The 25,999-nt window shown below is 60.5% G+C and carries 24 protein-coding genes; 15 read left to right on the top strand and 9 right to left on the bottom strand.

Annotated features, from left to right (window positions below):
- Nucleotides 1-8: 8 nt before the first annotated feature.
- Together ASG67_RS17490 and ASG67_RS18635 are read right to left on the bottom strand one after the other, a co-directional pair.
- Nucleotides 9-1,319, bottom strand: a complete 1,311-nt coding sequence (locus ASG67_RS17490) for a hypothetical protein (protein WP_156460906.1) — start codon at nt 1,317-1,319, stop codon at nt 9-11.
- On the bottom strand, nt 1,262-2,428 hold the full coding sequence (locus ASG67_RS18635; RefSeq protein ID WP_156460907.1) for a glycosyltransferase family 4 protein: 1,167 nt from the start codon (nt 2,426-2,428) through the stop codon (nt 1,262-1,264). The genes ASG67_RS17490 and ASG67_RS18635 overlap by 58 nt, the downstream gene beginning before the upstream one ends.
- Nucleotides 2,429-2,509: 81 nt before the next feature.
- Here ASG67_RS18635 and ASG67_RS18640 point away from each other — a divergent pair, with 81 nt between their 5' ends.
- From ASG67_RS18640 to ASG67_RS19090, 4 genes are read left to right on the top strand one after another with little or no spacing between them, the layout of a single operon-like run.
- Entirely contained in the window at nt 2,510-3,913 is a 1,404-nt protein-coding gene (locus ASG67_RS18640; RefSeq protein ID WP_162244379.1) for an O-antigen ligase family protein, read from the top strand.
- 12 nt (nt 3,914-3,925) lie between these two features.
- Nucleotides 3,926-4,669 (top strand): polysaccharide biosynthesis/export family protein, encoded by a 744-nt coding sequence (locus ASG67_RS17505; RefSeq protein ID WP_082543638.1) that lies wholly within the window; start codon nt 3,926-3,928, stop codon nt 4,667-4,669.
- A gap of 50 nt (nt 4,670-4,719) precedes the next feature.
- Nucleotides 4,720-6,930: a GumC family protein gene (locus tag ASG67_RS17510; RefSeq protein WP_082543639.1), complete on the top strand. Its 2,211-nt coding sequence runs from the start codon at nt 4,720-4,722 to the stop codon at nt 6,928-6,930.
- A gap of 48 nt (nt 6,931-6,978) precedes the next feature.
- Nucleotides 6,979-8,181 carry a hypothetical protein gene (locus ASG67_RS19090; protein ID WP_156460908.1) on the top strand — a complete coding sequence of 401 codons (1,203 nt, stop codon included), beginning with the start codon at nt 6,979-6,981 and terminating at the stop codon, nt 8,179-8,181.
- 29 nt (nt 8,182-8,210) lie between these two features.
- On the opposite strand, the gene ASG67_RS17515 is transcribed toward ASG67_RS19090, so the two are convergent.
- Together ASG67_RS17515 and ASG67_RS17520 are read right to left on the bottom strand one after the other, a co-directional pair.
- On the bottom strand, nt 8,211-9,191 hold the full coding sequence (locus tag ASG67_RS17515) for a glycosyltransferase (protein WP_056532871.1): 981 nt from the start codon (nt 9,189-9,191) through the stop codon (nt 8,211-8,213).
- Nucleotides 9,181-10,566, bottom strand: a complete 1,386-nt coding sequence (locus ASG67_RS17520) for a sugar transferase (protein WP_082543640.1) — start codon at nt 10,564-10,566, stop codon at nt 9,181-9,183. The genes ASG67_RS17515 and ASG67_RS17520 overlap by 11 nt, the downstream gene beginning before the upstream one ends.
- Nucleotides 10,567-11,210: 644 nt before the next feature.
- Between ASG67_RS17520 and ASG67_RS17525 the strand changes: the two genes are divergently transcribed.
- From ASG67_RS17525 to ASG67_RS17540, 3 genes are all read left to right on the top strand, one after another.
- On the top strand, nt 11,211-12,164 hold the full coding sequence (locus tag ASG67_RS17525) for an NAD-dependent epimerase/dehydratase family protein (RefSeq protein WP_082543641.1): 954 nt from the start codon (nt 11,211-11,213) through the stop codon (nt 12,162-12,164).
- A gap of 135 nt (nt 12,165-12,299) precedes the next feature.
- Entirely contained in the window at nt 12,300-13,463 is a 1,164-nt protein-coding gene (locus tag ASG67_RS17535) for a glycosyltransferase family 4 protein (RefSeq protein ID WP_162244380.1), read from the top strand.
- A gap of 11 nt (nt 13,464-13,474) precedes the next feature.
- Complete coding sequence (locus ASG67_RS17540) at nt 13,475-14,368, top strand: hypothetical protein (protein WP_156460909.1); 894 nt, start codon at nt 13,475-13,477, stop codon at nt 14,366-14,368.
- Nucleotides 14,369-14,450: 82 nt separating this feature from the next.
- Here ASG67_RS17540 and ASG67_RS17545 read toward each other — a convergent pair whose 3' ends face one another.
- Nucleotides 14,451-14,876 (bottom strand): organic hydroperoxide resistance protein, encoded by a 426-nt coding sequence (locus ASG67_RS17545; RefSeq protein ID WP_056532887.1) that lies wholly within the window; start codon nt 14,874-14,876, stop codon nt 14,451-14,453.
- A gap of 104 nt (nt 14,877-14,980) precedes the next feature.
- On the opposite strand from ASG67_RS17545, the gene ASG67_RS17550 reads away from it, so the two are divergent.
- On the top strand, nt 14,981-15,433 hold the full coding sequence (locus ASG67_RS17550; RefSeq protein WP_056532889.1) for a MarR family winged helix-turn-helix transcriptional regulator: 453 nt from the start codon (nt 14,981-14,983) through the stop codon (nt 15,431-15,433).
- A 98-nt stretch (nt 15,434-15,531) separates the two neighbouring features.
- Here the strand turns inward: ASG67_RS17550 and ASG67_RS17555 are convergent, their stop codons facing one another.
- Nucleotides 15,532-18,117 carry a GAF domain-containing protein gene (locus ASG67_RS17555; RefSeq protein ID WP_056532891.1) on the bottom strand — a complete coding sequence of 862 codons (2,586 nt, stop codon included), beginning with the start codon at nt 18,115-18,117 and terminating at the stop codon, nt 15,532-15,534.
- Between the two features lie 180 nt (nt 18,118-18,297).
- Here ASG67_RS17555 and ASG67_RS17560 point away from each other — a divergent pair, with 180 nt between their 5' ends.
- Nucleotides 18,298-18,963: an HAD family hydrolase gene (locus tag ASG67_RS17560; RefSeq protein ID WP_056532894.1), complete on the top strand. Its 666-nt coding sequence runs from the start codon at nt 18,298-18,300 to the stop codon at nt 18,961-18,963.
- 85 nt (nt 18,964-19,048) lie between these two features.
- Nucleotides 19,049-21,193, top strand: a complete 2,145-nt coding sequence (locus ASG67_RS17565) for a TonB-dependent siderophore receptor (RefSeq protein WP_056532897.1) — start codon at nt 19,049-19,051, stop codon at nt 21,191-21,193.
- A gap of 29 nt (nt 21,194-21,222) precedes the next feature.
- Here ASG67_RS17565 and ASG67_RS17570 read toward each other — a convergent pair whose 3' ends face one another.
- A complete protein-coding gene (locus ASG67_RS17570) occupies nt 21,223-21,903 on the bottom strand; it encodes a recombinase family protein (RefSeq protein WP_056532900.1) in 681 nt (226 codons plus the stop codon).
- A gap of 189 nt (nt 21,904-22,092) precedes the next feature.
- Between ASG67_RS17570 and ASG67_RS17575 the strand changes: the two genes are divergently transcribed.
- The gene (locus tag ASG67_RS17575; protein ID WP_235535284.1) at nt 22,093-22,356 is read left to right on the top strand and encodes an AbrB/MazE/SpoVT family DNA-binding domain-containing protein; all 264 of its coding nucleotides are present in this window, start codon (nt 22,093-22,095) and stop codon (nt 22,354-22,356) included.
- Nucleotides 22,349-22,738, top strand: a complete 390-nt coding sequence (locus tag ASG67_RS17580) for a type II toxin-antitoxin system VapC family toxin (RefSeq protein WP_056532906.1) — start codon at nt 22,349-22,351, stop codon at nt 22,736-22,738. Before ASG67_RS17575 ends, ASG67_RS17580 begins: the two co-directional genes overlap by 8 nt.
- Nucleotides 22,739-22,798: 60 nt before the next feature.
- Here ASG67_RS17580 and ASG67_RS17585 read toward each other — a convergent pair whose 3' ends face one another.
- Nucleotides 22,799-23,374: a DUF4142 domain-containing protein gene (locus ASG67_RS17585; protein WP_056532909.1), complete on the bottom strand. Its 576-nt coding sequence runs from the start codon at nt 23,372-23,374 to the stop codon at nt 22,799-22,801.
- Nucleotides 23,375-23,534: 160 nt separating this feature from the next.
- Here ASG67_RS17585 and ASG67_RS17590 point away from each other — a divergent pair, with 160 nt between their 5' ends.
- The 3 genes from ASG67_RS17590 (at nt 23,535) to ASG67_RS17600 (ending at nt 25,106) form a co-directional block, all read left to right on the top strand.
- Nucleotides 23,535-23,933: a DUF3597 domain-containing protein gene (locus tag ASG67_RS17590; RefSeq protein ID WP_056532991.1), complete on the top strand. Its 399-nt coding sequence runs from the start codon at nt 23,535-23,537 to the stop codon at nt 23,931-23,933.
- A gap of 141 nt (nt 23,934-24,074) precedes the next feature.
- Nucleotides 24,075-24,443 (top strand): hypothetical protein, encoded by a 369-nt coding sequence (locus tag ASG67_RS17595; RefSeq protein WP_056532912.1) that lies wholly within the window; start codon nt 24,075-24,077, stop codon nt 24,441-24,443.
- 75 nt (nt 24,444-24,518) lie between these two features.
- Complete coding sequence (locus tag ASG67_RS17600; RefSeq protein WP_056532915.1) at nt 24,519-25,106, top strand: GDSL-type esterase/lipase family protein; 588 nt, start codon at nt 24,519-24,521, stop codon at nt 25,104-25,106.
- Nucleotides 25,107-25,117: 11 nt separating this feature from the next.
- Here ASG67_RS17600 and ASG67_RS17605 read toward each other — a convergent pair whose 3' ends face one another.
- Nucleotides 25,118-25,900 (bottom strand): hypothetical protein, encoded by a 783-nt coding sequence (locus ASG67_RS17605; protein WP_056532918.1) that lies wholly within the window; start codon nt 25,898-25,900, stop codon nt 25,118-25,120.
- Nucleotides 25,901-25,999: the final 99 nt, after the last annotated feature.

The following is a 25,999-nucleotide window of genomic DNA, read 5'->3' on the forward strand; positions in this document are numbered from 1 at the left end:
TGGTGCGATCACCCTGACAGGCTCTCGGGTGCCGGAAGAGCCGCCTGCGGACGTTTCAATTGCAGGCCGAACCGGAGTTTCTGGGGAATGGCGAAAGGATGACGAGCTTCCTCAAATGCTAGAAAGGCCCATAGCAGCGGCATGCATTTGGACGAGGTGAAGATGTCGATGAACAGCGCCACCACCGCCATCATCACCAGTGAATAGCGAGCCAGCCCGCGCGGATCGAGCCGCAGGATCGTCACTACCAGCCAGTACACGAACAGCGCCAAGCCCAACAGTCCGGTTTCCCCGAAGACACGCACATAGTAATTGTCGAGCGCGTTACCCCAGGAACCAGGCGACCAACCCACCACTGCAGCCAGCGGATTATTCAACGTGGTCTTGATGAGCGTGGGCCACCGCACCGCGCGGTAGCGGAAACTCAAATCACCCTTGGTGTCGACCATGTAGCGAAAGATCGTATCGCCATCGAGCAGGCGTTCGCGGAAAAAGGTCGGATCGTCCAGGACCGGGGCACGTTGCCACGAGATGACGAACGCATTGACCATGCGCTGCGGCCCTTCGGACTGGCCGATCCGTGTGTCTTGGATTGAATTCATGATCGGCTGCACAACAACGGAATACAGCAGGAAGACAAGCGCTGCCGCCACGATGCCGCGTAACGGTCGCGACGAAAAATAGCTGAACACCATTCCCACCAGTGTCACCCGCGACTGGGTAAGAAACACCATTATCAACAGCGGCCCCGCCATGAGATAGGTCGACACTCCATAGGCCAGCATCGCCAGCATGACCGATGTTTCAAACGGGCCAGATGTGTTAATCGTCAGTCGCTCGGTCGCGCCGGTGAATTTGCCAATAACCCCGATGACGCCGGAGAATTCGAGCGTGCCCCAGGCAACAAAAATCGCGCTTACCACGAGGAACGCCCGCCGCATCGTCCACCACGTTACTTGGTGACAGGCTTCATAAATTATAAAGTACCATACGAGATATTGAAGAAGTCGAACTGAATATACTATTCCGGTAAGTCCGAATGAACCTAAATTAACCAGTGCTGCAAAAAAGTTTGCTCCGACAAATACAAGGTATAGCTTGATTGGTAAGCTTATATTGAGCCGCTGCCGGCGCGGAAGCACCGCAAAGGCGCCAACCGCGATTAAGCTGATTATATCTTCAGGACGAACAGGAAAGGATATTAAAGGAAGATCTATCTTTGGAGCAATGATATATAATAAAAAAAGAACAAAATAGAAGTTCATCGTGTAGCCATCTTCATTGCGCTCATCATGAGTGACGATGATTGTTTTGCGCATATTTCGGTGAGTAAAAGATGCCCTTGGAATGCATTGGTGGCAGCCAGTTGAACGACGTGCGTGTGGCACGCGTTGCGCAATGCCATCCATCCTGTTGGCATCGCCGTAGCCGCACTTGATATCATCGCCGCATCCTTGGTCCGATCCAGCGTCAGCGTGCATGCTGGATCGCGCAGTCGATCAGGAATACAGCCGGTTGCGCTGGCGAACACATCGACTCCCTGAGCGTAGGCTTCGATCATAACCAGCGGTTCGGCTTCGTCCACTAAGGTCGTTGGCAGCACGAACAGATCGATGTCGCGGTAAAAGTCTGCCTTTTCCTTCCCGCCGATCATGCCGCGGTATTCGAACGCATCCGGATGCCGGGCCGCTGCCGCCGTGATCGCATGCGCCAGTTCTTGATCGCACACGGGCCCGGCCAAGATCAGGCGAATGCCTGGCACCTGCGCGACAAGGGTGTCGAACAGGTCAATCAGATAAAATACGCCTTTCGCACGGGTCAGCACCGACAGATGGCCCAAAGTGCATGGGCGTTCAGGCCGCGCAACAGGCCGAATTTGGGTGTCGGGCGGAAACAGGCAAGTGTTCGACAGCGTGTATGCCCGTCTTTGGGGAGAAGACAGATACATAGCGGCAAAGCGGTCGCGCATAACGTCCGACAGCAGAATGTGGTTCTGCCGTGATCCTGCACAAGCGACCAGCGCCCGCATCACTTTCAACGGCCCGCGATTAATCGATCGGAAGGAGTGGTGGTGAAACCACGCTTCCACTCCACGCAGCCGTAACGCTACGATTGCGGGAAGCAGCATCCAGGCGCCCAATTGACCGGGGACCGAAAAATAGGCGACATCGTCGGCGCGAGCGTGTCGCAGCAACATCCAGCCATTGGAAAACCCGCGAACGATCTTGGCCGTTACCGTGCGACCCACGCTGAGCGGCACCAGCGCGGCGCGTTCTGACAAGTGGCCAAGCATAGCAGAGTTGCAGTTGCTCTGGCCGTCAACAGGCGGCGGAAGCGAGGCGATGAACCACAGCCGAGCTTTGCCTGCCGATGCGACCGTACCCGTCGCCGTTCGGGCAACCGGCTCGCTAGGTTCGGCATTTGGCAAGTGGCTCTCCCAAAACGGCGCGTGAAACCACTGGCCTGATTGCCACTTATGCCGTCTCGTGCAATAGGCCCGCTTATAACGGTGTACCGGTTTGGAGAAAAGACGAAAATGACGCAGGCAGTTGGTCGCGGCGACGCCATCGCGGCCGGCGGATTGCTGGTCGTCACTTTGCTTTTCGGTGGTGGCAGCCGATTGTTTCCGACATATCGGTTGGTCGTGGAACTGGCCGCGGTTCTTGCGCTTGCGTGGTTTGCCTGGCGTTCTTGGCAAAGGCCGCAAGGCTGGCCGACCTGGGTAGCTGTCGCTTTGCTGACTAGCACCATCCTGATGCTGTTGGTGCAACTTATTCCGCTTCCATCGCCCGTTTGGCAAGCGTTGCCTGGGCGCGAAGATGCCGCTGCCGTCTACGCTGCTGCCGATGCAAGCGATCGTGCGGCTCCGCTCAGTCTCAATCCTGCCGGTACACGTTCCTCAATTGCCTTCTTCATAGTACCGTTTGCGATGTTCGTCGTTGCACTGCGGAGCGGCGCGGATGTGCGGCGGCTTTTGTTACAGTTGATTGCCGGATTTGCGATCCTGAATGGACTGTTGGTAGTTCTTCAATTCCAAGGTTTTCCTTGGCTGACGTTTTATTACACTACCAGCACTCGACCAGGTAGCGGGCTGTTCGCAAATAAGAACCACAGCGCAGTTTTTTTGGTGGCCGCAATGCCGGCGCTTGCGTGGACGATCAAGGAAAGATGGCATTCCGCCCCCCTTGCAACACGTCGATGGATTGCTGCTGCGGCGACGGGTTTTATCTCGTTGACAGTATTTGGGTGCTTGTCGCGCGCTGGTTTAGCATTGTTGCCGATCGGGCTTCTAGCATCGGGGATGATCCTAACGTCTGGTCGTCCTACCCGGCGCGGCATGGCGTTGACGTTCGGTGGGCTGGCCGCGGCAGCCGTGCTGCTTGTTATTGTGCTACCCCAGACGGCCGTAGTAGGACGGGCGCTTGAGCGCTTCGATGCCGGTTCAGATCTCCGCTATCAGTTCTGGCCGGTGGTCGTTGACACCACGAAAGCTTATTTACCCTTCGGATCTGGGTTCGGTACCTTTCCTGAAGTTTTTGCCGCTCGCGAGCCGCTGTCCATCGTTCGACCTACTTACGTTAACCATGCTCATTCAGACTATATGGAAATCGCGCTTGAGGGTGGCGTGCCAGCGATCGTCATTCTTGCGGGTTTCCTGATATGGTTCTGCGCAGTCGCCGCTTTACGGTTGCGGGCCTGCCGATGGGGAAGCGTGGGTTTTGCGCCCGTTGTGATCGCTGTCGCGGGGGTGCTGGAACTAATCCTCCACTCGCTCCTCGACTACCCGCTTCGCACCCTGGCTCTGGCGGGGCTTGCAGCCATGTACTGCGCCGTTCTTGCAGCGCCGCCAAGCGCTCTGGATTTAGAGCCGCCGAGGCGCTATCGCCAGAAGGTCCGCCGAACAGCCCGTTGAGTGGGTCGGGAAATGATCGCTGGCAAGCGTCCAGAGCAGGAAGATTTTGGAAACGTTATGACGAAGGCATTTTCGGTTGCTCTTTTGAGTCTGCCCGCTTTCCTAGCTGGATGTGCGACCAAGGAGAGTTTCCAACTTCCGCAGGGGCAGCAGGCATACCAGGTCATTCCGCCAAGAAGAATTGAGGCTGACCAGCCCGAATACAAGATCAATGCGCTCGACAGCCTGACCATCACGGTGTTTCGTGAACCTGATCTCGCCGTTCAGGCTGCAGCGGTTGAATCGGGCGGTGGCATCGTGCTGCCGCTGATAGGTCGGGTCCAGGCCGCTGGTCGTACCACGACTGAGCTTTCTAAAGCGATTGGCGAGCAGTTACGGCAGAACGGACTGCGCTTTCCCCGTGTCTCTGTTATCATCGCCGATACCGAGACGCAGAACGTAATCGTCGACGGAGCGGTGGGTCAGGCGGGCGTCTACCCCATCAACGGAAATACCACACTACTGCAAAGCATTGCTCGTGCACGGGGCGCTACCCGCACCGCCGATCTCGACCGGGTGGCAATCTTCCGGACTATCGACGGCAAGCGGAACGGCGCACTGTTCGACGTACTGGCGATCCGCGAAGGTCGCGCACCCGATCCCTACATCCGGCCAGGTGATTACATCGTGGTCGGTTCCTCGTCGATCAAATCTTTCTATTATGATGCGCTCGCTGTGTTGCCAGCTTTTGGTCTGTTTGCTCCCCTTCTTTATTGAGTGACATCGTTGCGCATCCTTTTTCGCTTTAAATCATCAGGCCTTGCTGCATGAACAAGCTTTCCTCCATTAATCTCCCTCGCGGCGCTCCCCAAGGCCGCGAAGAAAATGGCTTGCCGCCAGGCGCGACAGCGCGCGGGGGCGGCATGGCGTGGCAGTCGATCGATCTGCGCTCGCTCTGGTCGGTGGTCTATCGCAACCGCTACATTCTCATCGGCGCACTTGCAGTGTGCGTCACCCTCGGGATTATTATCACTTTCCTGAGCACGCCGATTTATCGGGCTACCGCGCGTATCCAGATCGACATGGAGTCGGCCCAGATCATTAAGGGTGGTGACGTGCAACCCCAGAGCGGCGTTGGGGACGCCGACCGTTATCTGGAAACTCAGGTCGACATCCTCGAAAGCCGAACGCTGGCGCGCGAGGTTGCGACCCAGCTCGGTCTGTTGCGCAATAACGCCTTTCTCGAACAGATGGGGATGAAGCAGTCTGAATCGGCAGAAGCAAGTCCGGCCGTGGATCGGGCCCGCCTCGAACAGGTACTCGGCGTGCTTGACGCCAATCTCAAGGTAAAGCTTCCCGTCGATTCCAGTGTCGTCAACATCGCTTTCGACAGCCCCGACCGAAATCTTTCCGCGAGGATCGCCAACAGCTTTGCTGAAAACTACATCACCAGCAATCTAAGCCGAAAGTATGATACGAGTTCCTATGCCAGGCAATTTCTTGAGGGGCAGTTGCGGCAAACCCGCCAGCGCCTCGAGGAGTCGGAGCGCGCGCTCATCGACTACGCCCGAGGCGCGCGACTGATCGATACCAGTTCTGGCGGCGGAACGGGATCGGGGTCGTTGACCGCGTCGAGCTTGGTTCAGCTAAACCAAAGCCTTTCCCAGACGGTTGCTGCCCGCATCGCGGCCGAACAGCGCTGGCTTCAGGCGCAATCAACGCCGCTGATGAACCTCGCGATAGTTCAGCAGAACGGCGCCATTTCCGCACTGGTCCAGCAGCGTGCCCAGTTGCGGGCACAATACCAGCAAAACAGTCTGCGTTACGATGCAAATTATCCGACCCAACGGGAGCTACAGACTCAGATAGACGCGTCTACCGCTCAGATTACTCGCCTAGCAACCGAGCTACGTGACGGCATTCGCCAGGATTATGTCATTGCGCAACGGCAGGAAGCCGGCTTGGAGAAACAGATTGCTGGCCTAAAGAACATGACGCTTGCCGAACAGGATCGCAGCGTTCGCTACAACATTCTACGCCGCGATCTGGACACTAACCGCACCCTGTATGACGGGCTACTGCAGCGCTACAAAGAGATCAGTGCTGCGGCGGGCATAACGGCTAACAATATCTCGATCGTCGACCGTGCTGATCCCCCAGGTGGCACCGTACGTCCACGCCCGCTTCTTAATCTGGCGTTGTCGATCGTTGCCGGCCTGTTGCTCGGTGCCGGACTCGCTTTCCTTCGTGAGAATTTCGACGATGCGATCCGCTCTACAAGCGATGTCGAGCGCATGCTTGGCTTGCCCGCGATCGGCGTAATTCCGAAGTTGAAGGAAGAAATGAACGTTCGCGAGGCAATGAACGATCGCAAATCGGATATGTCCGAAGCCTATGCTGCGTTGCGAAGCGCACTGCAGCTCTCCACCTCGACCGGAGCACCTAAAAGTCTAATCTTTACGAGCAGTGGGCCTGCTGAAGGCAAGTCGACCAGTGCACTCGCCATTGCCCGAAGTTTTGCTCAGATTGGGCACAAAGTCGTGCTAATTGATGCCGATATGCGTCGTCCGTCGCAACACAAGCGGTTTGAAGTCGATAACCAAAAAGGTTTGTCGAATGTTTTGGCTAGCCAAGCTAGTTTGGAGGATGTGCTGATCAAAACTGATCAGCCTGGTCTTGACCTAGTCACCGCGGGCCCCATTCCTATAAATCCAGCCGAATTGATTGCGGGGCCAGGAATGCTGAAGCTCGTCAACCAGTGTGAGCAGACCTATGACATGGTCGTAATTGACTCTCCACCCGTGCTGGGCCTAGCCGATGCTCCCACGCTAGCATCCGATGTTGGCAGCATGGTATTTGTGGTCGAGGCCAATCGCGTCCATGGTCGCCGCGCCAATGATGCGCTTGGTCGTCTGTCTGGTAGCAACGCCCGCATTCTGGGTGTGCTGCTGACCAAATTCGACGCGAAAGCCATCGGCTATTATTCCTCAGATTACGGCTACATTTATAGTTACGGCAATCGGCCTGCGAAAGATTGATGCTGGCGGAAAAAAGTGGGCCAACGAGGGGATGGATCAGTAGCCGCCGTGACCAAGGATGTTATCACAATCGTTCGAAAGGCGACCGCGCTAGTAGGCGCAGCGTTAATTGGCTGGTTTGTTTGCGAGCAGGGGATCGCCGCAATAGCTGCGCGCACAAACAGCACAGCGCTGCTCTCGCGTTTTGATCCCGCAAAGTATCCGGATGCTGGCACCCGCTTGGCCCAGATTGATCTAGCGAAGGGCCGGTTCGATCAGGCGGCCGCTCTAGCCCGTGCAGCAACACTCGCAAATCCGCTGAATGTCCGTGCCGTTCGTACCCTTGGACTGGCGCTTGATGTAAGTGACAAGACCGCCTCAACTCACATCATGCGTACAGCCGAAAAGTTAAGTAGGCGTGACACTCAGACCAGCATGTGGGTGCTGCGCGACGCGGCGCTAAATCAGGACGTACCGCGTGCGCTTGATCAGATTGATGCACTGGCGCGACGTCAAGTTCAATCAAAGCTGACCAGCAAAATATTTTACGCCGGTCTTACCGATGATCCATCCCGACGTGCTTTTGCAAAGCTACTTGCTCGCAGGCCACCGTGGCGCAGCGGCTTTTTTGCAAATATTCGAGTAAACTTGCCAGTTAACTCTTACGAGCAGATGGAGCTGTTCCTAAATCAGCTTGACCGAACAAATGCTCCAGCCTCTGCCGAAGAACGGATGACGTTCATCGACCGTATGGTTGATAGCGGCGATGTAAGGCGCGCTCGCGCTTATTGGTTTCGTAGCTTTAATATTTCTTCTGAAAATCAAGCTCAGACACCCTACGATCCGCAATTCCGCGTGGTCGCTGCACGTCGGGCAGATGCCCCGATCAGTCCTTTCGATTGGGCGATCAATCAAGATATGAACCAGTACATCAGCCTACGCTCAACCGATGAGGGGCCGGCGCTTGATATTGCCCCCGGATCCGGAGACGGAACAGCGTTGATCTCGCAGACACTGATGTTGGCCCCCGGCTCCCATCGGATTGATACCGTAGTAGAGGGTCCGGCAGACCAAGCACCGGCAGGTTGGCAACTGGTCTGTTCCCAGTCCAACTCCGCGTTGATCCGTTCCTTTGCCCGGCCTGGCGACGAATTATCAGGTGTCACCATCGACGTACCGGCCAACGGTTGCTCCACACAGCGGCTGATCCTGACGGCAAACGGTCGGATCGGAGCACGTCCAATCTCAATCCGGCAAGTCGTCATTCGCTGAACCGCCGTTTGCAGTGGTGTTGGGCATTCTCAGGGCTGTTGGCGGCGCCAATAGAAGGGTTGCATGGATAGTCGCATCTTCCATGCGTTTGACAGCGAAGCTTCGCGCGCGCCGATTTTGTAGCCGGCATATTTCGCAAGGAGTCTGATCCCGGCAGTTGGAAGGCGCCAGGGATCGTGCCGCGCGAGATACGCCATTTCGGAACGAGCGAAGCGCATCCCCTCCCCCTCGACCCGACCATAGGTGTCGAGCAGCCAACGATTGCGGCCGTGGAAAACACCCACATCGAAATAGCGCCGGAATTCCTCCGCGATGCTGTAATCGTGACTGTGTACCACCTCGGCATCGCCGCGATAGGTGATCTTCCAGTTTTTCATCAGCATCCGTCCGGCGACGAGCTGGTCTTCCGCGAAGAAAGCATCCTTAGGAAAACCGCCCGCGTCCGCCAGCGCCTTGGTGCGATAGGCGGCGAAGCTGTCGGAACAGAACACGACCTTGGCGCCTCGCCGTTGGCGATCGGCAAACTCACGCGTCTCCGATACGGGCGGGTAATTGAACAGTCGCGCATGCCGCTCGATCCCCTGTGCCATGGGGCGCGGTAATTGCCGGCCATAGGCCATGCCGACCGCCGGGTCGGCAAACGCGGATACCAGACGGGCGATCGTGCCGTCGCCTTGGGGAATGGCGTCCTGGGTCAGCATCACCACATATTCTGCCAGCGGCCGCATCTCCACCGCGCGCTGACGCGTACCGCCGTGATTGAAACTTGCTTGTTCGATCTCAACCACCGTCGCACCAAATTCTCGAAATGCAGCGGCGCTACGATCACGTGATTGAGAATCAAGCACTAGGAAACGGTCATGTGGTAGACCTTGCCGTGCAAGCGCGGGGAGCAGGTCGATCAGGAACGGTTCGGCATTCAGGACCGGGATAACCACCGACACGGTTGCAGGGTCGACCGTCCATACTGATCCTCGTTTCTCCGGAGGCGGCGCGGAATCAGAAAGCATTGGCATGTCGTATAACAAACAAGGTGCGGAACAGAATCCACAAGTCCCTGCCTATCGACCAGTCGATCAGATATTCGAGATCAGAAGCCAAGCGGTTGGTTAGGTCGGCCTGTTCCACCGTCGCGCCGCGATAACCGCGGATCTGTGCTAGACCGGTCACACCAGGCTTGACCACATGACGATGGCGATATCGTTCGTCGATTTCCCAGTAGAGTTTCTCGGCCGCCTTGGCGGACAGGGCATGCGGCCGGGGACCGACAATACTCATTTCACCCCGTAAAACGTTAATAAGTTGAGGAAGTTCATCGATGCTATTTCGGCGGATGAATTCACCTACCTTCGTGACCCGGGCATCCTGACGCGCCGTTAACCGGCTGGCGCTGCTGTCGCTCTGATCCGAATGCATGGAACGAAATTTATACATCCAGAACAAACGGTTGTCGCGCCCGATGCGTTGTTGGCGGAACAATGCCGCACCCGGCGTCTCCCACCTGATGGCAAGAGCGACCACAATAAAAGGCAGAGCGAGCACAAGCAGGCCAACCGAGGCAACTACGAGATCGAAAATGCGCTTCTGCAGGCGTTCGCGCAGATGTAGCGGGCCGGTCGAAACCACGATCGTCTGCCGTCCGGCATGGTAGTTGATGCCGATCGCACCTAGGCGATCAAAATCCGGGCCCAAGATTTCCCCGTCCACGGCCAGTGATTTCAATACGCGCGACCACGCCACCGCGCGATCATCGGAACAGACGACCAGCACTCTGTCTGCACCTACAAGCCAGGTAGCCAGGTCATGATAGGAATGAGGATCATCAGTCGTGGGATCAAATTTGAGCGCTTCCACATCAATGCAGATGTCCCCGGGCAGGCCTTTCCATGCAATTCCGTCGCATAGCACCACCGTGTTGAACGGGATTCCGCCGAACCGACGCTCAAGTATCCGGCCGATAACAAGCCTTTCCGACACGAGCATGACGGATGCCAGCAATGCTCCGGTCCAGAAGATAATACGCGAAAAAGCCGCACCAATCTTAAACGAATAGGCCAGGATCAACAATGCGACGAGTGCGAAGACCAAGGCGCGAATTGCCTTAAATGCCCCTTCGCGCGGACGTTGCAGAACGCGCGCACCATAGGCATTGTTGACAATGGCATCCCACAGAAAGATGGGTACGATCACCGCCGACATTGCGATCGCGTGCTGGAACCCCTCCACCGGCATATGAATTGCGTTGATCGCAAAAAAACTGCCGACAATAGCGACAATGTCCGAAAATATAATTAAACAATAAGCGCGAACACGCCGCACTAGGTTCGGGCTCGTTAATTTGTCATGCGTGTCCTCCTCTCTAGATGCAGGGTTAAGATAGCCCATCGGATCTTTCCGGATTCATATTTCTAGTCAAAGCGCTTTATTTAAGATTTAATTATCGTAGCGGGACATTGGTTTGATATTACCTTATAACTAACTGGCGGTAATCAACATGTAATGGCGAGACTGGGGATATAGAAGACTAAGAAATTACTAATACTTCCTAGATCCTTACAATAACCGTAAAAGATTCATCAATGAGCATGCTACGATCGCCTATTTAGCAATAACAATTCACAAAAAGTTCCTGCCAGACCACTAGTTTGGCGGTGGTTTACCGCAAGCCGTTGGCAATGCCAAGTCTCCCTCCCGGTCAGCCGGGTGGCCGGCAATCGCCGCAGCCTGTGCGCGGGATCGAGTGGCATGTGCGGCTGTTCGATGATCCACCCTTCTTTGACCCGCGAAAGCTTGGTCACGGTTGCGATCGTGCAAATACCCACGTTGACCCGTGGCAAAGATACGTTGCAATATCAACAGCTTGGAGCTCGTTTAGATCTGAGGCGTTGGGATAGGCACATCTCGGTGCTACTTCTGTTAATGAGTATCTGATCGGCGTTCCAAATCCGGCGTCGCCTCGTCGACGTGCCGTCCACGACGATACCTTTTCTCCGCTTGGCCCGGCGGGGGAGGAATGAATATAGAGTGCCATGGCCGACACCCTCATCCCATCTTCTCGTACGGTGCTAATGTTGGGTGGGACAGGTTTTTTGGGCACCAATCTGGCCGCTGATCTGGTCCGGGCAGGTCATCGCGTGATCGTCGCCGGACGTGAGGCCCGCATTGCACCGTACCGTAAGGATCAATTGCGATCCGATGTAATCCTCGCCGTGAACGATATCGAGGCCATCGTGGCGCTGGTCCGCGAGCAGGGTATAGACACGGTGGTGCACATGGCTTCAGCAATGGTCCCCTCGAGTTCCTTCGCAGAATATGAAATCGAGCAGCAAACTATCGCGCTGCCGACGATGGCGCTGGGGCGCAGACTAGCCGATCTCGAAACGGATCTGGTTTTCATGTCGTCCGGTGGAACGGTGTACGGAGCCTCGCCTAACGGCATGGCAGGTGAAGAGGACAGTTGTGAACCGATCAGCTTTTATGGGCAGGCCAAGCTTGCGATCGAAGCCGATCTCGCTTTTCTCCGCCGCGCGTACGGCCTGAATTATCTGATCGTACGGCCGTCCAATCCGTTCGGGCCGCACCAGTCCTTGCGCGGCACGCAAGGACTCATTTCGGTCATCCTCGGCAAAATTGCGGACAATCGTCCACTGGAGGTTTGGGGCGATGGCACCAGTATTCGTGATTATATCTACGTCGACGATTTCACGGCGTCGGTCCGCGGCCTGATCGAGCAGAGGGTCCGCAACACCATCGTCAATCTGGGCAGTGGAGAAGGGCATTCGCTGCTGGAGGTCGTCGCCACGGTGAAGAAGGTCACCGGCTGCGCGCTCGAACTGGTGTTTCGGCCGAGCCGCCCCGTCGACGTGCCGCGCTTGGTGCTTAATATCAGTCGGCTACGTGATCTGGGGCTTCACCACGCCCGTTCGCTGGAACATGGGGTGCGGACCTATGTGGACGTTCTTGCAAGCGCCGGCACGGTATAGATAAGGGCGTGCCCACGCCAACGGGTTTCGATGGGTCCAAGCGCCGCGGCCCGATGCCTGGATGACGTTCGATCTTAATGCCTTCATACGGACGAAAATGAATTAAAGGTAGCCTGCTTGCCAATCCGTTCCCTGTTGCGCAGTCTCCTGCGTCATCTGCCTGTCCGCATCACGATTCGTCTGCACGATGCAGCGCGGGCCATTCGGCTTAGGCGCCATTGGCAGCGGAAGAATCCGGCGCCAATCGCCCTTGTCTCCACGCACGAACTGAGCCTCAGCGGCGCGCCGCGTGTCGCGCTTGATGTCGCGCGTGTGCTTCGCGACGGGGGGCATCAGATCATCGTCATATCCCAATCCGACGGGCCCATGCGCGTGGAGTTCGAACAACTAGGGGCGCTGGTCCTGATCGATCTACTCCCTGGACGCAATCGCCCGTATTTGCATTGGCTCGCAGAGCGTGCGGAGGTTGCCTTCGCCAACACCGTCCTGTCGGCATCCCTCGTCGATGCATGGGCCGCCCGTGTTCCGACCTGCTGGTATCTACATGAATTATCGGCGTTCGAAACGCTTGCTGCCGCTGGCGTGCTAGCCAACCCGCTGGCGGGTGCCGCGCGGGTCTGGGCGGGTAGCGAGTTATGCGCTAGGCTCGTGCGGCCGTATCGTGCCGATGTTATGGTCCTGCCCTACGGTCTGGAACCGATCCAGGAGGTATCGCCAAACCGTTCTAGTGAGGGCGAGGAGGGTAGGCTCCAGATCGGGATCTTTGGCTCGATCGAGCCGCGCAAGGGCCAGGATTTGGCGCTCGACGGGCTGGCGATGCTCGATCCTGCCGACCGCGCGAAGCTGCGGCTGCATCTCTATGGCCGGCAGTTCGACCGCGAACTTACAAACTATGTTCTGCAGCAATGCGACACCATGCCGGAGGCTAGTTTTGATGGAGAGCTCGACGCTGCTAGCTATCGCACCGCCTTGGCCAGAACCGACTGCATACTCATCAGTTCCCGGGAGGATACGGCACCGCTGGTTTCGATCGATGCGCTGTCGGCGGGGCGCGTGTTGCTTCTCACCCGCGCGGTCGGCACCAGCGCCTGGCTGAGCGATGGCATCGACGCCCTAATTGAGGAACAGGCCGACGTGTCGGCCATGGCCCGCCTGTTCCGGCGCGCGCTTGCGACAAGGCCGTACGGTGCCGAGATCGGAGCGGCCGCCAAAGCTAGTTTCGACGCCAATTTCTCGCTTACCGCCTTTGCAACCCGGCTCAATGACGAATTCGCCTTGGCCAAATCCCACCGGCGCTGACAGGGGTAGAAATGGCCTTGTTCTCAACGATTGACCGCCTTGCCATAGAAGGCGTGCATTCCTGCGACACCCTCACGCGGGATTGGACCTTTGTGCCGTCCACCCCATGGTCGGGCGCGTTCGTGCATCGCCTCAAGGCGCAGCTGACGGAGCGTCGGCCCCCACCGCGCCGGCTCATCATGAAAGCGCCTGACCATAGAAAACGCTGGGTGCTCTATTTCATGTTCCTGCTCGACGGAGAGGTTACGGCAGCACATCGCTTCACCCTCGAACGACTCGCTGCACTGGACGCCGGCCTGTTCGTGATCTGCGCCCTGCCATCGCCCGACACGGTGCCTGCGGTGATTTTCGATTATGCCGATGCGGTCGTGGCAAAGGGCCTCGAAGGATATGATTTTTCCGCTTATGCCATCGGCCTGAACATGATTGTGGAGAACAGCCCGGGCTGCGACCTGTTCGTGATGAACGATTCGGTCTTCGGACCATTCACCGATCTGGGTTCGGAGATGGATACGGCTCTCTGGCGCTTCACCGGCTATACCGCCTATTCGCTGATCGAGAACCACATCCAGTCTTACGCCTTCATTCTGAAAGGGGTCGACCAAGGGATGGAGCGGGCCTTGCGCCCCGTCCTACCGCGCGGCTTTGTCTATGATCGCTACAAGGACGTGGTGTTCCAGCAAGAGACCAGACTTGCGCGAGTTGCCTCTCGCGGGATGTCTATAGGTGCTAAATGGTATTCCCATCACCGGTCGAATAGCGAGCCGGCATTTTTCTGTGCGTTGTCCCTACTGAAAACCGGGTTCCCATTCCTAAAAAAATCACTGTTCCGAAAAATGCCCGGCACTTACGATCCAGACGCGGTCGCCGCTGTATTGGAAGAACTGAGACATCCGCGACCCTAAGCGCTCAACGGAGTGCCTCCCAAAATCATATTCTGATATCAAAACGGCCCGCCTCGATCATCAAAGCGGGCCGTTCATTTAATTAAACCACCGCCAGTCCCACATCAACATTGCCCCGCGTCGCGTTGGAATACGGGCAAATCTCATGCGCTGTTTCCACCAGCGTCTGCGCTTGATCGCGGTCCAGGCCGGGGAGGGCGATGGTCAGGTCGGTGGTGATGCCGAAACCGCCGGCAGCGCGGGGGCCGATACCAACTTTGGCGGTGACCGTCATGTCGGTGGGCAGTTTCACCTTCAGTTGTTGGCCGGCGACCTTCAGCGCGCCGATGAAGCAGGCGGAATAGCCTGCGGCGAACAGCTGTTCAGGGTTGCTGCCGTCACCGCCGGCGCCGCCCAGTTCCTTGGGCGTCGAGAGCTTCACGTCGAGCGTGCCGTCTTCCGACCGGGCATGGCCGTCGCGACCGCCGGTGGCCATGGCGGTGGTGGTGTATTTAACGTCAACCAACATTACTTATCTCCACATTAGTTATTGTGATAAACATATGAGGGAGGTAAAAGGCTCTGTCCATCATTAATTTGCCGCAATAAGCATTATTGTGGTATTATCTTGATATGGAAGACGTCACCCCCCTGTCCGGTCCCCTGCCCCTCGACGAGCAGCTCTGCTTTTCGCTTTATGCCGCGACGATCGCGATCAATCGGGCGTACAAGCCGGTGCTCGACCAACTGGGCATCACCTATCCGCAGTTCCTGGTCCTCCAGACGCTGAACGAGGCGGGGGGCGGGCGATCGATCGGGGCGATCGCCGAGCGGCTGGCACTGGAGCCGAGCACGATCACGCCGCTGGCCAAGCGGCTAGAGGCGGCGGGCCTCGTCACCCGTGTCCGCAACCCGGCTGACGAGCGACAGGTGCATGTCCGTCTGACCGAGATGGGCAAGACGCGCTGGGCGGAAACCGGGTGCCTCGCGCCGTTGATCGTCGCGCGGTCGGGGATGACGCCCGAGCGGCTAGCGGCGCTGAATGCGGAGGTGTCGGCGCTGCGGCGCGGGCTGGCCGCGGCGTAAATTTGATGGCGAGATAGGCAGCCTGAGTGGGTGATCGATCCCGCTCGTACATGCTATCCGCTCCCGTCCTCATCCCTCTCTCGGTGAGTGAGGAAAACTTAGCTGTCCAGCGTCTGGCGGACTCTGGTGGCGAGTTCCTCGATGGTGAAGGGTTTGCCGATCAGCGCTATGCCGTCCTGCTGAATGGCGTCGCGGGCATAGCCGGTCGTAAAGAGTATCTTCAGGTCCGGCCAGCGCTCTGTCGCCTCCTGGGCCAGCTTCACACCGTTCACTTCCGGCATGACGATGTCGGTGAACATCAGCGCGACGTCGGAGCGCGTTTCCAGCAGGCGCAGCGCGGCCGCGGCGCCGTCGGCGGACAGGACGCGGTAGCCCAGTTCGGTCAGCGCATCGGTGCTGAACTGGCGGACCGTGGGTTCGTCCTCGACCACCAGCACCACTTCGCCCCGGTTGACCGGCACCGGCCCGGCCATGGCCTTGCCCTGCTGCTGCACACCATCGGCGCTGGTCAGGCGCGGCAGGGAGATCGTCACGCGCGTCCCCTGGCCGGGGGCGGAATCGATCGCGACATGGCCACCCGACTGGCGGGCGAACCCGTACACCTGGCTAAGGCCGAGGCCGGTTCCCTTGCCCACTTCCTTGGTGGTGAAGAACGGGTCGAACGCCTTGGCGATCACCTCGGCGGTCATGCCCGTGCCGGTGTCGCCGACGGTGATCGCGACATAGTCGCCGGGGGTGAGGCCGGGATGGTCGCTACCCAAAACGACGTCGCGCGTCTCGATCGTCAACCGCCCGCCCTCCGGCATCGCATCGCGCGCGTTCATCGCCAGATTGAGGACGACGTTCTCGAGCTGGCTCGCATCGGCCAGCGCGCGCCAGCCGCCACCGGCCAGCACAGTCTCCATCACGATATCGGCGCCCAGTGCGCCGCGGATCAGGTCGGTCATGCCGGTTACCAGCGCGTCGACATCGACGGGTTCGGGATTGAGCGGCTGGTTGCGGGTGAAGGCGAGCAACCGCTGCGTCAGGTTGGCTGCCCGCCGCGCGCCATCCAGCGCGGCATCGACATAGCGCCTGATGCGCGCGTCCTGACTGTCGACCCGCCGATTCAGTAGGTCGAGCGAGCCGATGATGACGGCGAGCATATTGTTGAAATCATGCGCGATCCCGCCGGTCAGCTGGCCAACCGCTTCCATTTTCTGGCTCTGGCGCAGCGTCGCTTCGATCCGCGCCTGTTCGGCCAGTGCAGCGGCGACGCGGGCCTCCAGCTCTGCCTCGGCGACCTTGCGTTCCTCGATGTCGATGACCGATCCGACATAACCCAGATAGCTGCCATCGATGTCGAAACGCGGCGCGGCGGTATCGATCGTCCAGCGATAGACGCCGTCGGCGCGGCGCAGGCGGAAATCGACGCGGTACTGGCGCTGTTCCGCATTGGCGGTGGCGAAGGCCTCGCCGGCCAACGGCCGGTCGTCGGGATGGACGGCGTCGAGCCAGCCATTCCCCTCGCCGCTACCGTGTTCCTGCCCGGTGAAGTCGTACCACCGCGCGTTCAGATAGGTGCAATAGCCGGTCGGATCGGTCACCCACATCATCACCGGCGCATTATCGGCCATGTTGCGGAACCGCGCCTCGCTCTCACGCAGGCGGTCGTCGGCGCGCAGGCGCTCGATCGCGGTGGCGATCTGCGCGATCAGGGTGCGCAGGACGCCCAGTTCGCCGTCCGAAAATGGCGGCCCCCGCCGCCCGAACGACAGGGTGCCGAGTAGGCGGTCGTCATGGATCAACGGCGAGCTGACATAGGCGTCCAGCCCCAGCATCCGCAGGAACGCGGCCTCGGGATCGTCGGACAGCTGGATGTCAGTCAGATGCGCCGGTGTCCGCGTCTGGGCGACGATGCCGCAGATGGTCTGGCCGAATTCCAGGCGGCGGGCCTGCCGCTGTTGTTCGGGCGTCAGCCCGGCGGACGCGACGAGGCGCAGGTCCTGATCGCTGCAGGTGTAGAAGAACGATACGTTGAGCCCGAACGGCTCCTCCAGCAACGCATAGACGTCGCGGATCATGGTCGCAGCATCGTCGGCCGCCAACAGGCTGGCCGCACCCTTCGTCAACAGGGCCAGCCGCTGTCCGCGCTTCTCCGCCCGTGCCGCTTCCGCCTCGGCCAGCGCGGCGGTGCGCCGCAGTTCCAGCTGCGTCATGGTATAGGCGGCCAACATCTTTAGCGTGCGTTTCTGTCGTTCGCTGATCCCGTCCGGCCGGGGCATCGTGTCGAGAACACAGACCGCGCCAACGGGTATGCCATCCGGCGTTTCCAGCACGGCACCGGCATAGAAGCGCACACCCTCTGCCTGGATCAACGGGTTGTCGTCGAACCGGCTGTCGCGCGCCAGATCGGGTACGACCACCACACCCGGTTCAAGTATGACATGTCGACAAATCGACATGTCGATAGGTAGATTGTTCCAGTCTACCCCTATCGCGGCCTTGAACCATTGCCGGTCGCCGACCACGAAATTGACCATCGCCATCGGCGCTTCAAGGATTTCGGCCGCCATGGCTGCGATGTCGTCGAATGCCGCCTCTGGTGGGGTATCGAGGATGTTGTAGCGGGCGATCGCATCGATCCGGGCGCGATCGTCGAGTATCGTATCCTCGCCCCTGTCATCACAGTCGCCGTTGCTCATCCGCCATCTGTCCCGCCGGTGGTGTTTTCACCCATCAGATGGTCGATCGACCAAAAGTGCGTTTCGTTCCAGTGTTAAAGCGGGTCTGGATCGTCAACCCGCGCGTTAACTGATGATCGATTACCCCACATCTTTTCCCGGTGGCGATGTCTTCCCTCTCTCCTGTGTAGCGATATCACCATGCCCTTCCGCGCCATCTTCTTCGATATCGACGGCACGCTGGTCGACAGCAATGACAGTCACGTAGCGGCATGGGAGGCGGCGTTCGCAGGGGTCGGCGTGACGTTCGACCGACAGGTGATCCATGACCAGATCGGCAAGGGCGCCGACATGCTGGTGCCGACGCTGATGCCCGACAGCGACCAGGAGATGCAGGAGAAACTGGGCAAGGCGCAGGGCGCGGCATTTCGCACAGGTTTCCGCGACGCGATCAGGCCGTTTCCGGAAGCACATGCGCTGCTGGCCCGCGCGGCCGCGAACGGGCAGACGGTGGTCCTTGCCTCGTCCGCCTCGCGTGAGGATCTTGACCATTATCTGGGCCTGCTGGGCGCGCATGATCTGGTCGATGCGACGACCAGCGCCGACGATGTCGAAAGTACCAAGCCCGCGCCCGACATCTTCGCAATCGCGCTGAAAAAGGTGGCACCGCTCACCGCCGGCGATGTTGTCGTGGTGGGCGATACGCCCTATGATGTCGAGGCGGCGAAGAGGTGCGGGATCGCGGCGATCGGCCTGCGATCGGGCAAATTTCCCGATGACGCATTGCTGTCGGCAGGTGCCATCGCGCTCTACGACGATGTCGCAGCGCTGCTGCGTGATTATGAGGCATCCCCACTAGGTCGATGAGCCTCCATTCAGTTAGTGATAATCACTTGCATTAGCCGCTGCCGGTTCTATGCACCCTCCACTTGCGGATTGGGAAAGTGGTTTCATGTCGATGGTTTTGGCGCTGATCGCCGCGGCAACGGCACCAATTGCGGATGTTCCCGTGGCGGAGAGGGAAGTCGCCGTCGATCCGCAGCGCAGCGACGAGATCGTCGTCACCGCCCGGACCGAGGGCAGCGATGATTACGGCGTGAAGGCGCAGACCACCGCGACGCGGATGCCGCTCAGCCAGCGCGAGACGCCGCAATCGGTCAGCGTCGTCACCCGCGCGCAGATCACCGATTTCCAGCTGAACGACGCCAACGCACTGTTGGCAACGGTGCCGGGTGTCACCGTGCAGGCGCAAGAGAGCGACCGATTCTATTATTCGGCGCGCGGGTTCGACATCCAGACGTTCCAGATCGACGGCATCGGCCTGCCTTTCGCGTTCGAGGTGCAGACCGGATCGATCGATACTGCGACCTATGACCATATCGAGGTCGTGCGCGGCGCGCCGGGCCTGTTGTCGTCGACCGGCAATCCGTCCGCCGTCGTCAATTTCGTGCGCAAGCGGCCGACCCGCGAATTCCAGGCATCGGGCAGCGCGCAGTACGGTTCGTTCGACAACCTCCGCCTCGACGGCGATGTCAGCGTGCCGCTGACGAAGGACGGCAGCATCCGCGCGCGGGCGGTCGGCGCGTTGCTCGACACCGACAGCTATCTCGATCGGTATCACCTGCGCCGCTGGACGGGATACGGCATCGTCGAGGCCGATCTGGGGCCGAACACGGTGGTCAGCGCCGGCTATGGCCATCAGGAGCACAAGTCGAACGGCGCGATGTGGGGGGCGTTGCCGCTCTATTACACCGACGGCACGCGCATCGACCTGCCGCGATCGACCAACACCGGCCCGGACTGGTCGAGCTGGAACGTGATCGACCGCCAGATCTTTGGCGACATCACCCACCAGCTTGGGGGCGGTTGGGTCGTGAAGGTCAGCGCGATCCGCCGCGCGATCGATGAGAATGACGAGATCTTCTACGTCTACGGCAATCCCGATCGGGCGACGGGGCTGGGTATCTTCAGCTATCCGGGCGCGTTCCGGGCGCAGACGCGCAACCTGACGATCGACGCGAATGTCGGGGGCAAGCTGTCGCTGTTCGGCCGGGATCACGACGTGATGCTGGGCGTCAACCGCAGCGCGCAGGCCTATGGCCAGCAATCCAGCTACGACAATGCGACGATCGGCGTGTCGTTGCCGCTGGCGACCGCGTTCGACGGGTCGTTCCCGCGGCCGAACTTCCCGACCACGTTCGACACAAGCCCAGCGTTCAGCCAAGATTCGCACCTGCGCCGGGAAACCGTTTACGGTCTCGTCCGGCTCAACCTCGCCGATCCGTTGAAGGTGATGCTGGGCGGTAACTACACCCACGCGTTCAGCGAGGGTGTGTCGTACGGGGCGGCGACCGATTACGACCGCAAGCGCTTCCTGCCGTTCGTCGGCGCGACGTTCGACCTGACGAGCAACATCAGCGCCTATGCGAGCTTCGCGACGATCTTCAATCCGCAGACGCAGTTCGGGGCCGACAACCGCCTGCTGGCACCAATCAAGGGCGACAATTGGGAAGCGGGGGTGAAGGGCGAATGGTTCGGCGGGCGCCTGAACGCCAGCGCCGCGCTGTTTCAGGCCCGCCAGAAGAACACCGCGGAAAGCGCCGGCTTCGATCCAGTCCTGCTGCGGACGATCTATCGCGGCGTGGATGCTACGTCGCAGGGTGTCGAGCTGGAATTCAGCGGCCAGCTGGCGCCCGGCCTGCAGGCGACGGGCGGTTACACGATCATGCGCGTGCGCGGCGACGACGACCGGGCGGTGCGCACCTTCGTACCGCGCAACACCGCGCGCCTGAACGTCAGCTATGCACCGCCCGCGTTCGACCGGGCGAAGGTCGGTGCTTCATTCCAATATCAGAGCCGCATCTATCTGGAGCCGGCGGGTATCCTGTCGTCCACCACCCAGCAGCAGGTGCGGATCACGCAAGGGGGATACGCACTGCTCGACCTGTTCGCGCGCTATGCGCTGACGGACAACCTCGCGGTGAGCGCGAACCTGCGCAACGTGACGAACAGCAAATATCTGGGGGCGCTGAATTACGACCAGGGTTTTTATGGCGCGCCGCGCACGGTGCTGGGGACGGTGAGCTTCCAGTATTGAGGACGTCTATCGGATAGCCCCCGAATGGTTTAGTCCTGCCCGGGACGAACGGGATGGGTCGGGGCGATGCCGGCCTTCGCCCGGTGCAGCGCCGTCACCCGCTTGACCTGCGCGATGCTGCATGCGGCGAGTTCGGCTGTCCTGGCGATACTGATACCGGCCTCGCGCAGGGACACGATGCGGCGATGCTGGGCGATGTCGGCCTTGCGCCCAGTATAGCGCCCCGCCGCGCGGGCGATCGCGATCCCCTCGCGCTGGCGTTCGCGCCGCGTTTCGTAATCGTCGCGCGCTGTCTGGAGCGCCAGGCGCAGCAGCATGTCCTGTACTGCCTCCAGCACGATGCGCGCGACGCCGGCGCTGTCGGCGACCAGATCGGACAGATCGACGATCCCCGGCACCGCCAGCCGCGCACCCTTCGCCCGGATCGCGGCGACCAGCAGCTCGGCCTCGGGCAGTGGCAGGCGGCTGATCCGGTCGATCTTCTCGGCCACCACCACCTCGCCCGGTTGCAGGTCGGCGACCATTCGCAACAGCTCTGGCCGGTCTGGCCGCGCGCCCGACGCCTTCTCGCGGTACACTGCCGCCACATAATATCCCGCCGCCCGCGCACCGGCGACGATCGCTTCCTGCCGCGCAAGATCCTGTTCCTCGGTACTGACGCGCAAGTAAACGCGCGCCGCCCGGATCGTCTGGTGGTCGTGGCGTGTCATATGGCTCTTTCGGGTACACCTTTGATGGCTATCATTACTGGCAATGGCCAATAAATGGCAATGGCGATGCTGTGTAGCCTGGCCAAGCTAGCCGACCCTTGTAAGCTATCAATCTCAATATGAACGTACCTGATGCGAACGTGACACCTAAAAGAGAAAATGATACCTAATTCTTAAGCAGGTCAGAGTATGGAGTTTTCTGGAATGGAAGCGCAGCGGGTCAAGATCGTCGAGGGCGGCAAACTGGTAATACCAGCCCTGATGCGTCGTGAACTTGGAATCGGGGCAGGTGATACCGTTTTGGTCGATATCAATAATGGCGAGTTGCGGGTGCGATCCGTGTCCAAGGCGCTCGAACGCGCACGGGCCATCCTGCGGCGTCATATTCCCGAAGGCGTCAATCTGGCCGATGAACTGATAGAGGACCGTCGTGCCGAGGCAGAGCATGAGTAACAGGATCGTACTCGATGCGTCGGCATTGCTCTGCCTGCTCAATGACGAACCCGGCGCCGATCGGGTTGCGGCGGTTCTGACTCGCTCCCTGATCGGCGCGACGAATCTGGCTGAGGTCGTATCGAAACTTCGCGAACGCGGTCTTTCCCTGGACGAGGTGCGGGAAGCGCTGGGGGGCTTGCATCTCGATGTCCGCCCCTTGTCGCCGGCGCAGGCGATGCTGATCGGCGACCTGCGCCCCGCCACCCGGCCGCTCGGCCTGTCGCTGGGGGATCGCGCCTGTCTGGCGCTGGCGATGGAGCTGAGTGCGGAAATCTATACGACGGACGCTGCCCTGACCAAGGCGGACGTCGCGATCACCGCGACCGATATTCGCCTCTGACCGGCCGGATATCATCGCGGGCCTCCCTCTCCCGCGGGGAGAGGGAGGAAATCGCTTACCCTACGCCTTCAACCCCTTCGCCATGTTCAGATGCGCGGTGACGGTGGGGACCAGACCGGCCGCGAAGGCCTTTAGCGTCGGGGTGTCGCCGGTCGCGGCATAGGCTTTCAGCGCGTCCAGCGTCTGCTGGTGGCCGGCGGTCTGTTCGGTGATGTACGCCTCGTCGAACGCCTTGCCGTTCAGCGCCTTCAGCTGATCGACCTTCTGCTGCTGGTCGGGCGTCAGCGTCGGGTCGGGCGTCACCGCCGGCGTCGCGCCGGCCGCTGCGGTCTTCAGCTTGGCGGTCGAGGCGGTGTGCGCGTCGATCATCTTGCGGGCATAGGATTTCACCGATGCGGCCGATCCGTTGGTCAGCGCCAGTTGCGAGGTAGCGATCTCGAACGCGTCGCTGGCGGCTGCGGTGTTGGCGAAGGTCTGCGCGGCGCTGACGGCGGGTGCGGCGGTCGCCGGGGCCGAGACGTTGGCGGCGTCGAAGCCGGCCGCGTTGGCGTTGGCGTCGTCCGCCTTCTTGCCGCTGCCGCAGGCGGCCAGCGCCAGCAGGGCGGTGGACGCGATGATCGTGTGGCGGATGTTCATGCTGTGTCTCCTCGGCATGCGCTCGGGCGCATCGGTGTCACAAGCGCGCGTCGTTGGGGTTCCGTTCCGATATGCCCTATTCGGCACGGACCTTACGGGGCGTCCGCGTCGTTCTTGGCGGCAATCGCCCGATGCGGGCCATGCGCAAGGAACGGATACGATGAGCATCTTCGGCAATATCATGGGGAAGATCTTCGGCCACCCCAAGGCAGCCGCTCCTGCGGCCCCCGCCGCGCCAACGCCCGCCCCGCAGGCTGCTCCGGCCGCCACCCCGACCCCTGCCCCCGCCGCGGCAACGCAGAGCGTCGATGTCGGCGCGGTGCTGTCGGAAATGGCGTCGATGAAGGATGGCGGCGGTAATTATCAGACGTCGATCGTCGACCTGCTGAAACTGCTCGACCTGGATTCCAGCCTGTCCGCACGCAAGGAACTGGGCGACGAACTGGGCGTCCATGCCGGTGCCGACGGCAGCGCCGAACAGAACATCGCGCTGCACAAGGCAGTGATGGCGAAGCTGGCCGAGAATGGCGGCGTGGTGCCGGACTCGCTGCGCAATTGATAAGCCCCTCTTCTCCCTATCCCGACGGGAAAGGGAGGGAACGGTGAAGCCGCGGAAGGATGAGGGCCGAGGGTGTGAAGCCCCTCGGGGCAACCCTCCGGACCGCCAGACGTTATCCTGGATCAACTGCGAAAGATCATCATGACCCACGCTCCCCCCGTCCCGGCCGGGAACCAGTCCCCCTATCCGATCGCCGAGCCTCCCCACACCAAGTCCGCCGCTCATGGATCGGACGCATCGTCGGGCAAGGATGACAACACGACGAGCACCGTCACCGACATCGTCGCCCGGCTGCCGTCGGTCGAACCCCGCACCGCCTATATCGGCGCGATCGCGGTAGTGGCAGCAGGGCTCGTCGGTGGACTGTTCTATGCGCTGACCAATCGCCAAACGAAGACACCTGCCAAGCCTGCGCCGAAATTATCGCGCAAGTCGGCGCCGAAATCGTCCCCCAAGCCCCGCGCGAAAGCCACGGCTGGCACGCGGCGTAAGGCGTCGGACGCGAATTAGGTCTATCGCCGGTCCGTCAATGACGGACCGGCATTCTTTTCGTCTTCCGTCGTTCTTCCTATGTATCCGGGAACAATGGCTTCCTCCCCGCTCATCCTGGCGCTCGGCGATAGTCTGATCGCCGGTTACGGCTTGGCGTCGGCCGACAGCCTGCCCGCCCGGATCGAACATCGCCTGCGCATCGACCGGCCTGACGCCCGCGTCATCAATGCCGGCGTGTCCGGGGACATGACGGGCGACGTATTGCGCCGCCTGCCGACGGTGATGTCGCGGCTGAATCGTCGCCCCGATCTCGCGATCGTGCAGGTAGGCGCCAACGACGTGCTGCGTCAGGTATCGCCCGCGTCGATGCGCGCCAATCTGGCGGCGATCCTGATTGAGCTGGATCGGTGCTGCGTGCCGGTGTTGCTGACGATCGTCGATCCGCCGGCCATCCTGCGCGATCGCGCCGCAGCGTATCTCGGCGTGCACGAGCAGCTGGCGGCGGAACACGGCGCCGCCATCTGCGCGTTCTTCCCCGCCGGCGTGCTGGGCCATCCGGCGATGGTGCTGGCCGACCGCTTTCATCCGAACGCAGCCGCCATCGCACTGGTCGTCGATGCGATGATGCCCGCGATCGAGCGCGCGCTGGGCGATGCGGACGGTCGGCTGAAAACGGCCTAAGCCGCCAGCCGTCAGAGGCGCACGCCCGGACCAAGGATCAATACGAACACCGCGACCGACAGGATCGCCGCCACGCGCAACGCCATACTCTTGCGAAGCGTGAACGTCCCCGGCTCGTTCGATGACATTGTAAAACGGGGAATGGTCAGCAGCCCCGCATTGCCGCCCAGCGCCACGCCGATCGAGGCTCCCAGGGTAGACCGCCAACCAGCCCCCGCCATCACAGCTGCCAACAAAGATTCGATACCGGTCGTCAACCAGATGGTCGTCGTGATCCGGCGCGCATCCGCCATCGCGGTCGGGCTGTGCAGCAGCCGCGACAGCATTGCGGCGCTCAAGCGGATGACGGCGACATAGCCGGCGACGCCGATGATCGCCAGCACGGCCCGCGCCAGCCCGGTGTTTGATACGCCCGCGATCACGCCAGACGTGTTCCAGTCGCCAATCCCGAAGGCCGCCGAAAACACCAGATAGCCGAATGTCGTCAGGCCGTTCACGGCGATGACGATCCACGCCGCCAGCCGGGCCATCGGGTCGCCGACGCGACGCCACCACAGATAGCCCAGTGCCATCAGGGCTACGTTCACGGCGGTGCCCGCTCCCGCGATGACCCGCCACCCCGATAGCGACACCGATTGATGATCGCAGTTGAAGTGGAAGGTGCTCCAGCCGATCGGGTCGCCGCCCGTTAACCGGCACGCGACGCCGTGTCCCAACCCTTCATGCAGGGTGGCGGCTGCGACCCATACCAGCGCGGCAAGCGCGGCAACGTCCATGGTGCGGTTGGTGTTCACGGCGCTGCCCCCAGCTTGTTCGGTTCGCGGATGTCCGTTTCAGACCGATAATACAAGGCGTTGCATGGCAGTCGCTGCGGTAGATTCCGGCCGACCCGG

The organism is Sphingomonas sp. Leaf339 (assembly GCF_001426195.1).
In the GTDB taxonomy this organism is placed as follows: domain Bacteria; phylum Pseudomonadota; class Alphaproteobacteria; order Sphingomonadales; family Sphingomonadaceae; genus Sphingomonas.

Excerpts from the sequence above, each read along its gene's own strand:
- ASG67_RS17490 (WP_156460906.1), bottom strand. The coding sequence starts at position 1,319 with ATGCGCAAAACAATCATCGTCACTCATGATGAGCGCAATGAAGATGGC.
- ASG67_RS17505 (WP_082543638.1), top strand. The coding sequence starts at position 3,926 with ATGATCGCTGGCAAGCGTCCAGAGCAGGAAGATTTTGGAAACGTTATG.
- ASG67_RS17510 (WP_082543639.1), top strand. The coding sequence starts at position 4,720 with ATGAACAAGCTTTCCTCCATTAATCTCCCTCGCGGCGCTCCCCAAGGC.
- ASG67_RS17515 (WP_056532871.1), bottom strand. The coding sequence starts at position 9,191 with ATGCTTTCTGATTCCGCGCCGCCTCCGGAGAAACGAGGATCAGTATGG.
- ASG67_RS17520 (WP_082543640.1), bottom strand. The coding sequence starts at position 10,566 with ATGGGCTATCTTAACCCTGCATCTAGAGAGGAGGACACGCATGACAAA.
- ASG67_RS17525 (WP_082543641.1), top strand. The coding sequence starts at position 11,211 with ATGGCCGACACCCTCATCCCATCTTCTCGTACGGTGCTAATGTTGGGT.
- ASG67_RS17540 (WP_156460909.1), top strand. The coding sequence starts at position 13,475 with ATGGCCTTGTTCTCAACGATTGACCGCCTTGCCATAGAAGGCGTGCAT.
- ASG67_RS17545 (WP_056532887.1), bottom strand. The coding sequence starts at position 14,876 with ATGTTGGTTGACGTTAAATACACCACCACCGCCATGGCCACCGGCGGT.
- ASG67_RS17550 (WP_056532889.1), top strand. The coding sequence starts at position 14,981 with ATGGAAGACGTCACCCCCCTGTCCGGTCCCCTGCCCCTCGACGAGCAG.
- ASG67_RS17555 (WP_056532891.1), bottom strand. The coding sequence starts at position 18,117 with ATGAGCAACGGCGACTGTGATGACAGGGGCGAGGATACGATACTCGAC.
- ASG67_RS17560 (WP_056532894.1), top strand. The coding sequence starts at position 18,298 with ATGCCCTTCCGCGCCATCTTCTTCGATATCGACGGCACGCTGGTCGAC.
- ASG67_RS17565 (WP_056532897.1), top strand. The coding sequence starts at position 19,049 with ATGTCGATGGTTTTGGCGCTGATCGCCGCGGCAACGGCACCAATTGCG.
- ASG67_RS17570 (WP_056532900.1), bottom strand. The coding sequence starts at position 21,903 with ATGACACGCCACGACCACCAGACGATCCGGGCGGCGCGCGTTTACTTG.
- ASG67_RS17575 (WP_235535284.1), top strand. The coding sequence starts at position 22,093 with ATGGAGTTTTCTGGAATGGAAGCGCAGCGGGTCAAGATCGTCGAGGGC.
- ASG67_RS17580 (WP_056532906.1), top strand. The coding sequence starts at position 22,349 with ATGAGTAACAGGATCGTACTCGATGCGTCGGCATTGCTCTGCCTGCTC.
- ASG67_RS17585 (WP_056532909.1), bottom strand. The coding sequence starts at position 23,374 with ATGAACATCCGCCACACGATCATCGCGTCCACCGCCCTGCTGGCGCTG.
- ASG67_RS17590 (WP_056532991.1), top strand. The coding sequence starts at position 23,535 with ATGAGCATCTTCGGCAATATCATGGGGAAGATCTTCGGCCACCCCAAG.
- ASG67_RS17595 (WP_056532912.1), top strand. The coding sequence starts at position 24,075 with ATGACCCACGCTCCCCCCGTCCCGGCCGGGAACCAGTCCCCCTATCCG.
- ASG67_RS17600 (WP_056532915.1), top strand. The coding sequence starts at position 24,519 with ATGGCTTCCTCCCCGCTCATCCTGGCGCTCGGCGATAGTCTGATCGCC.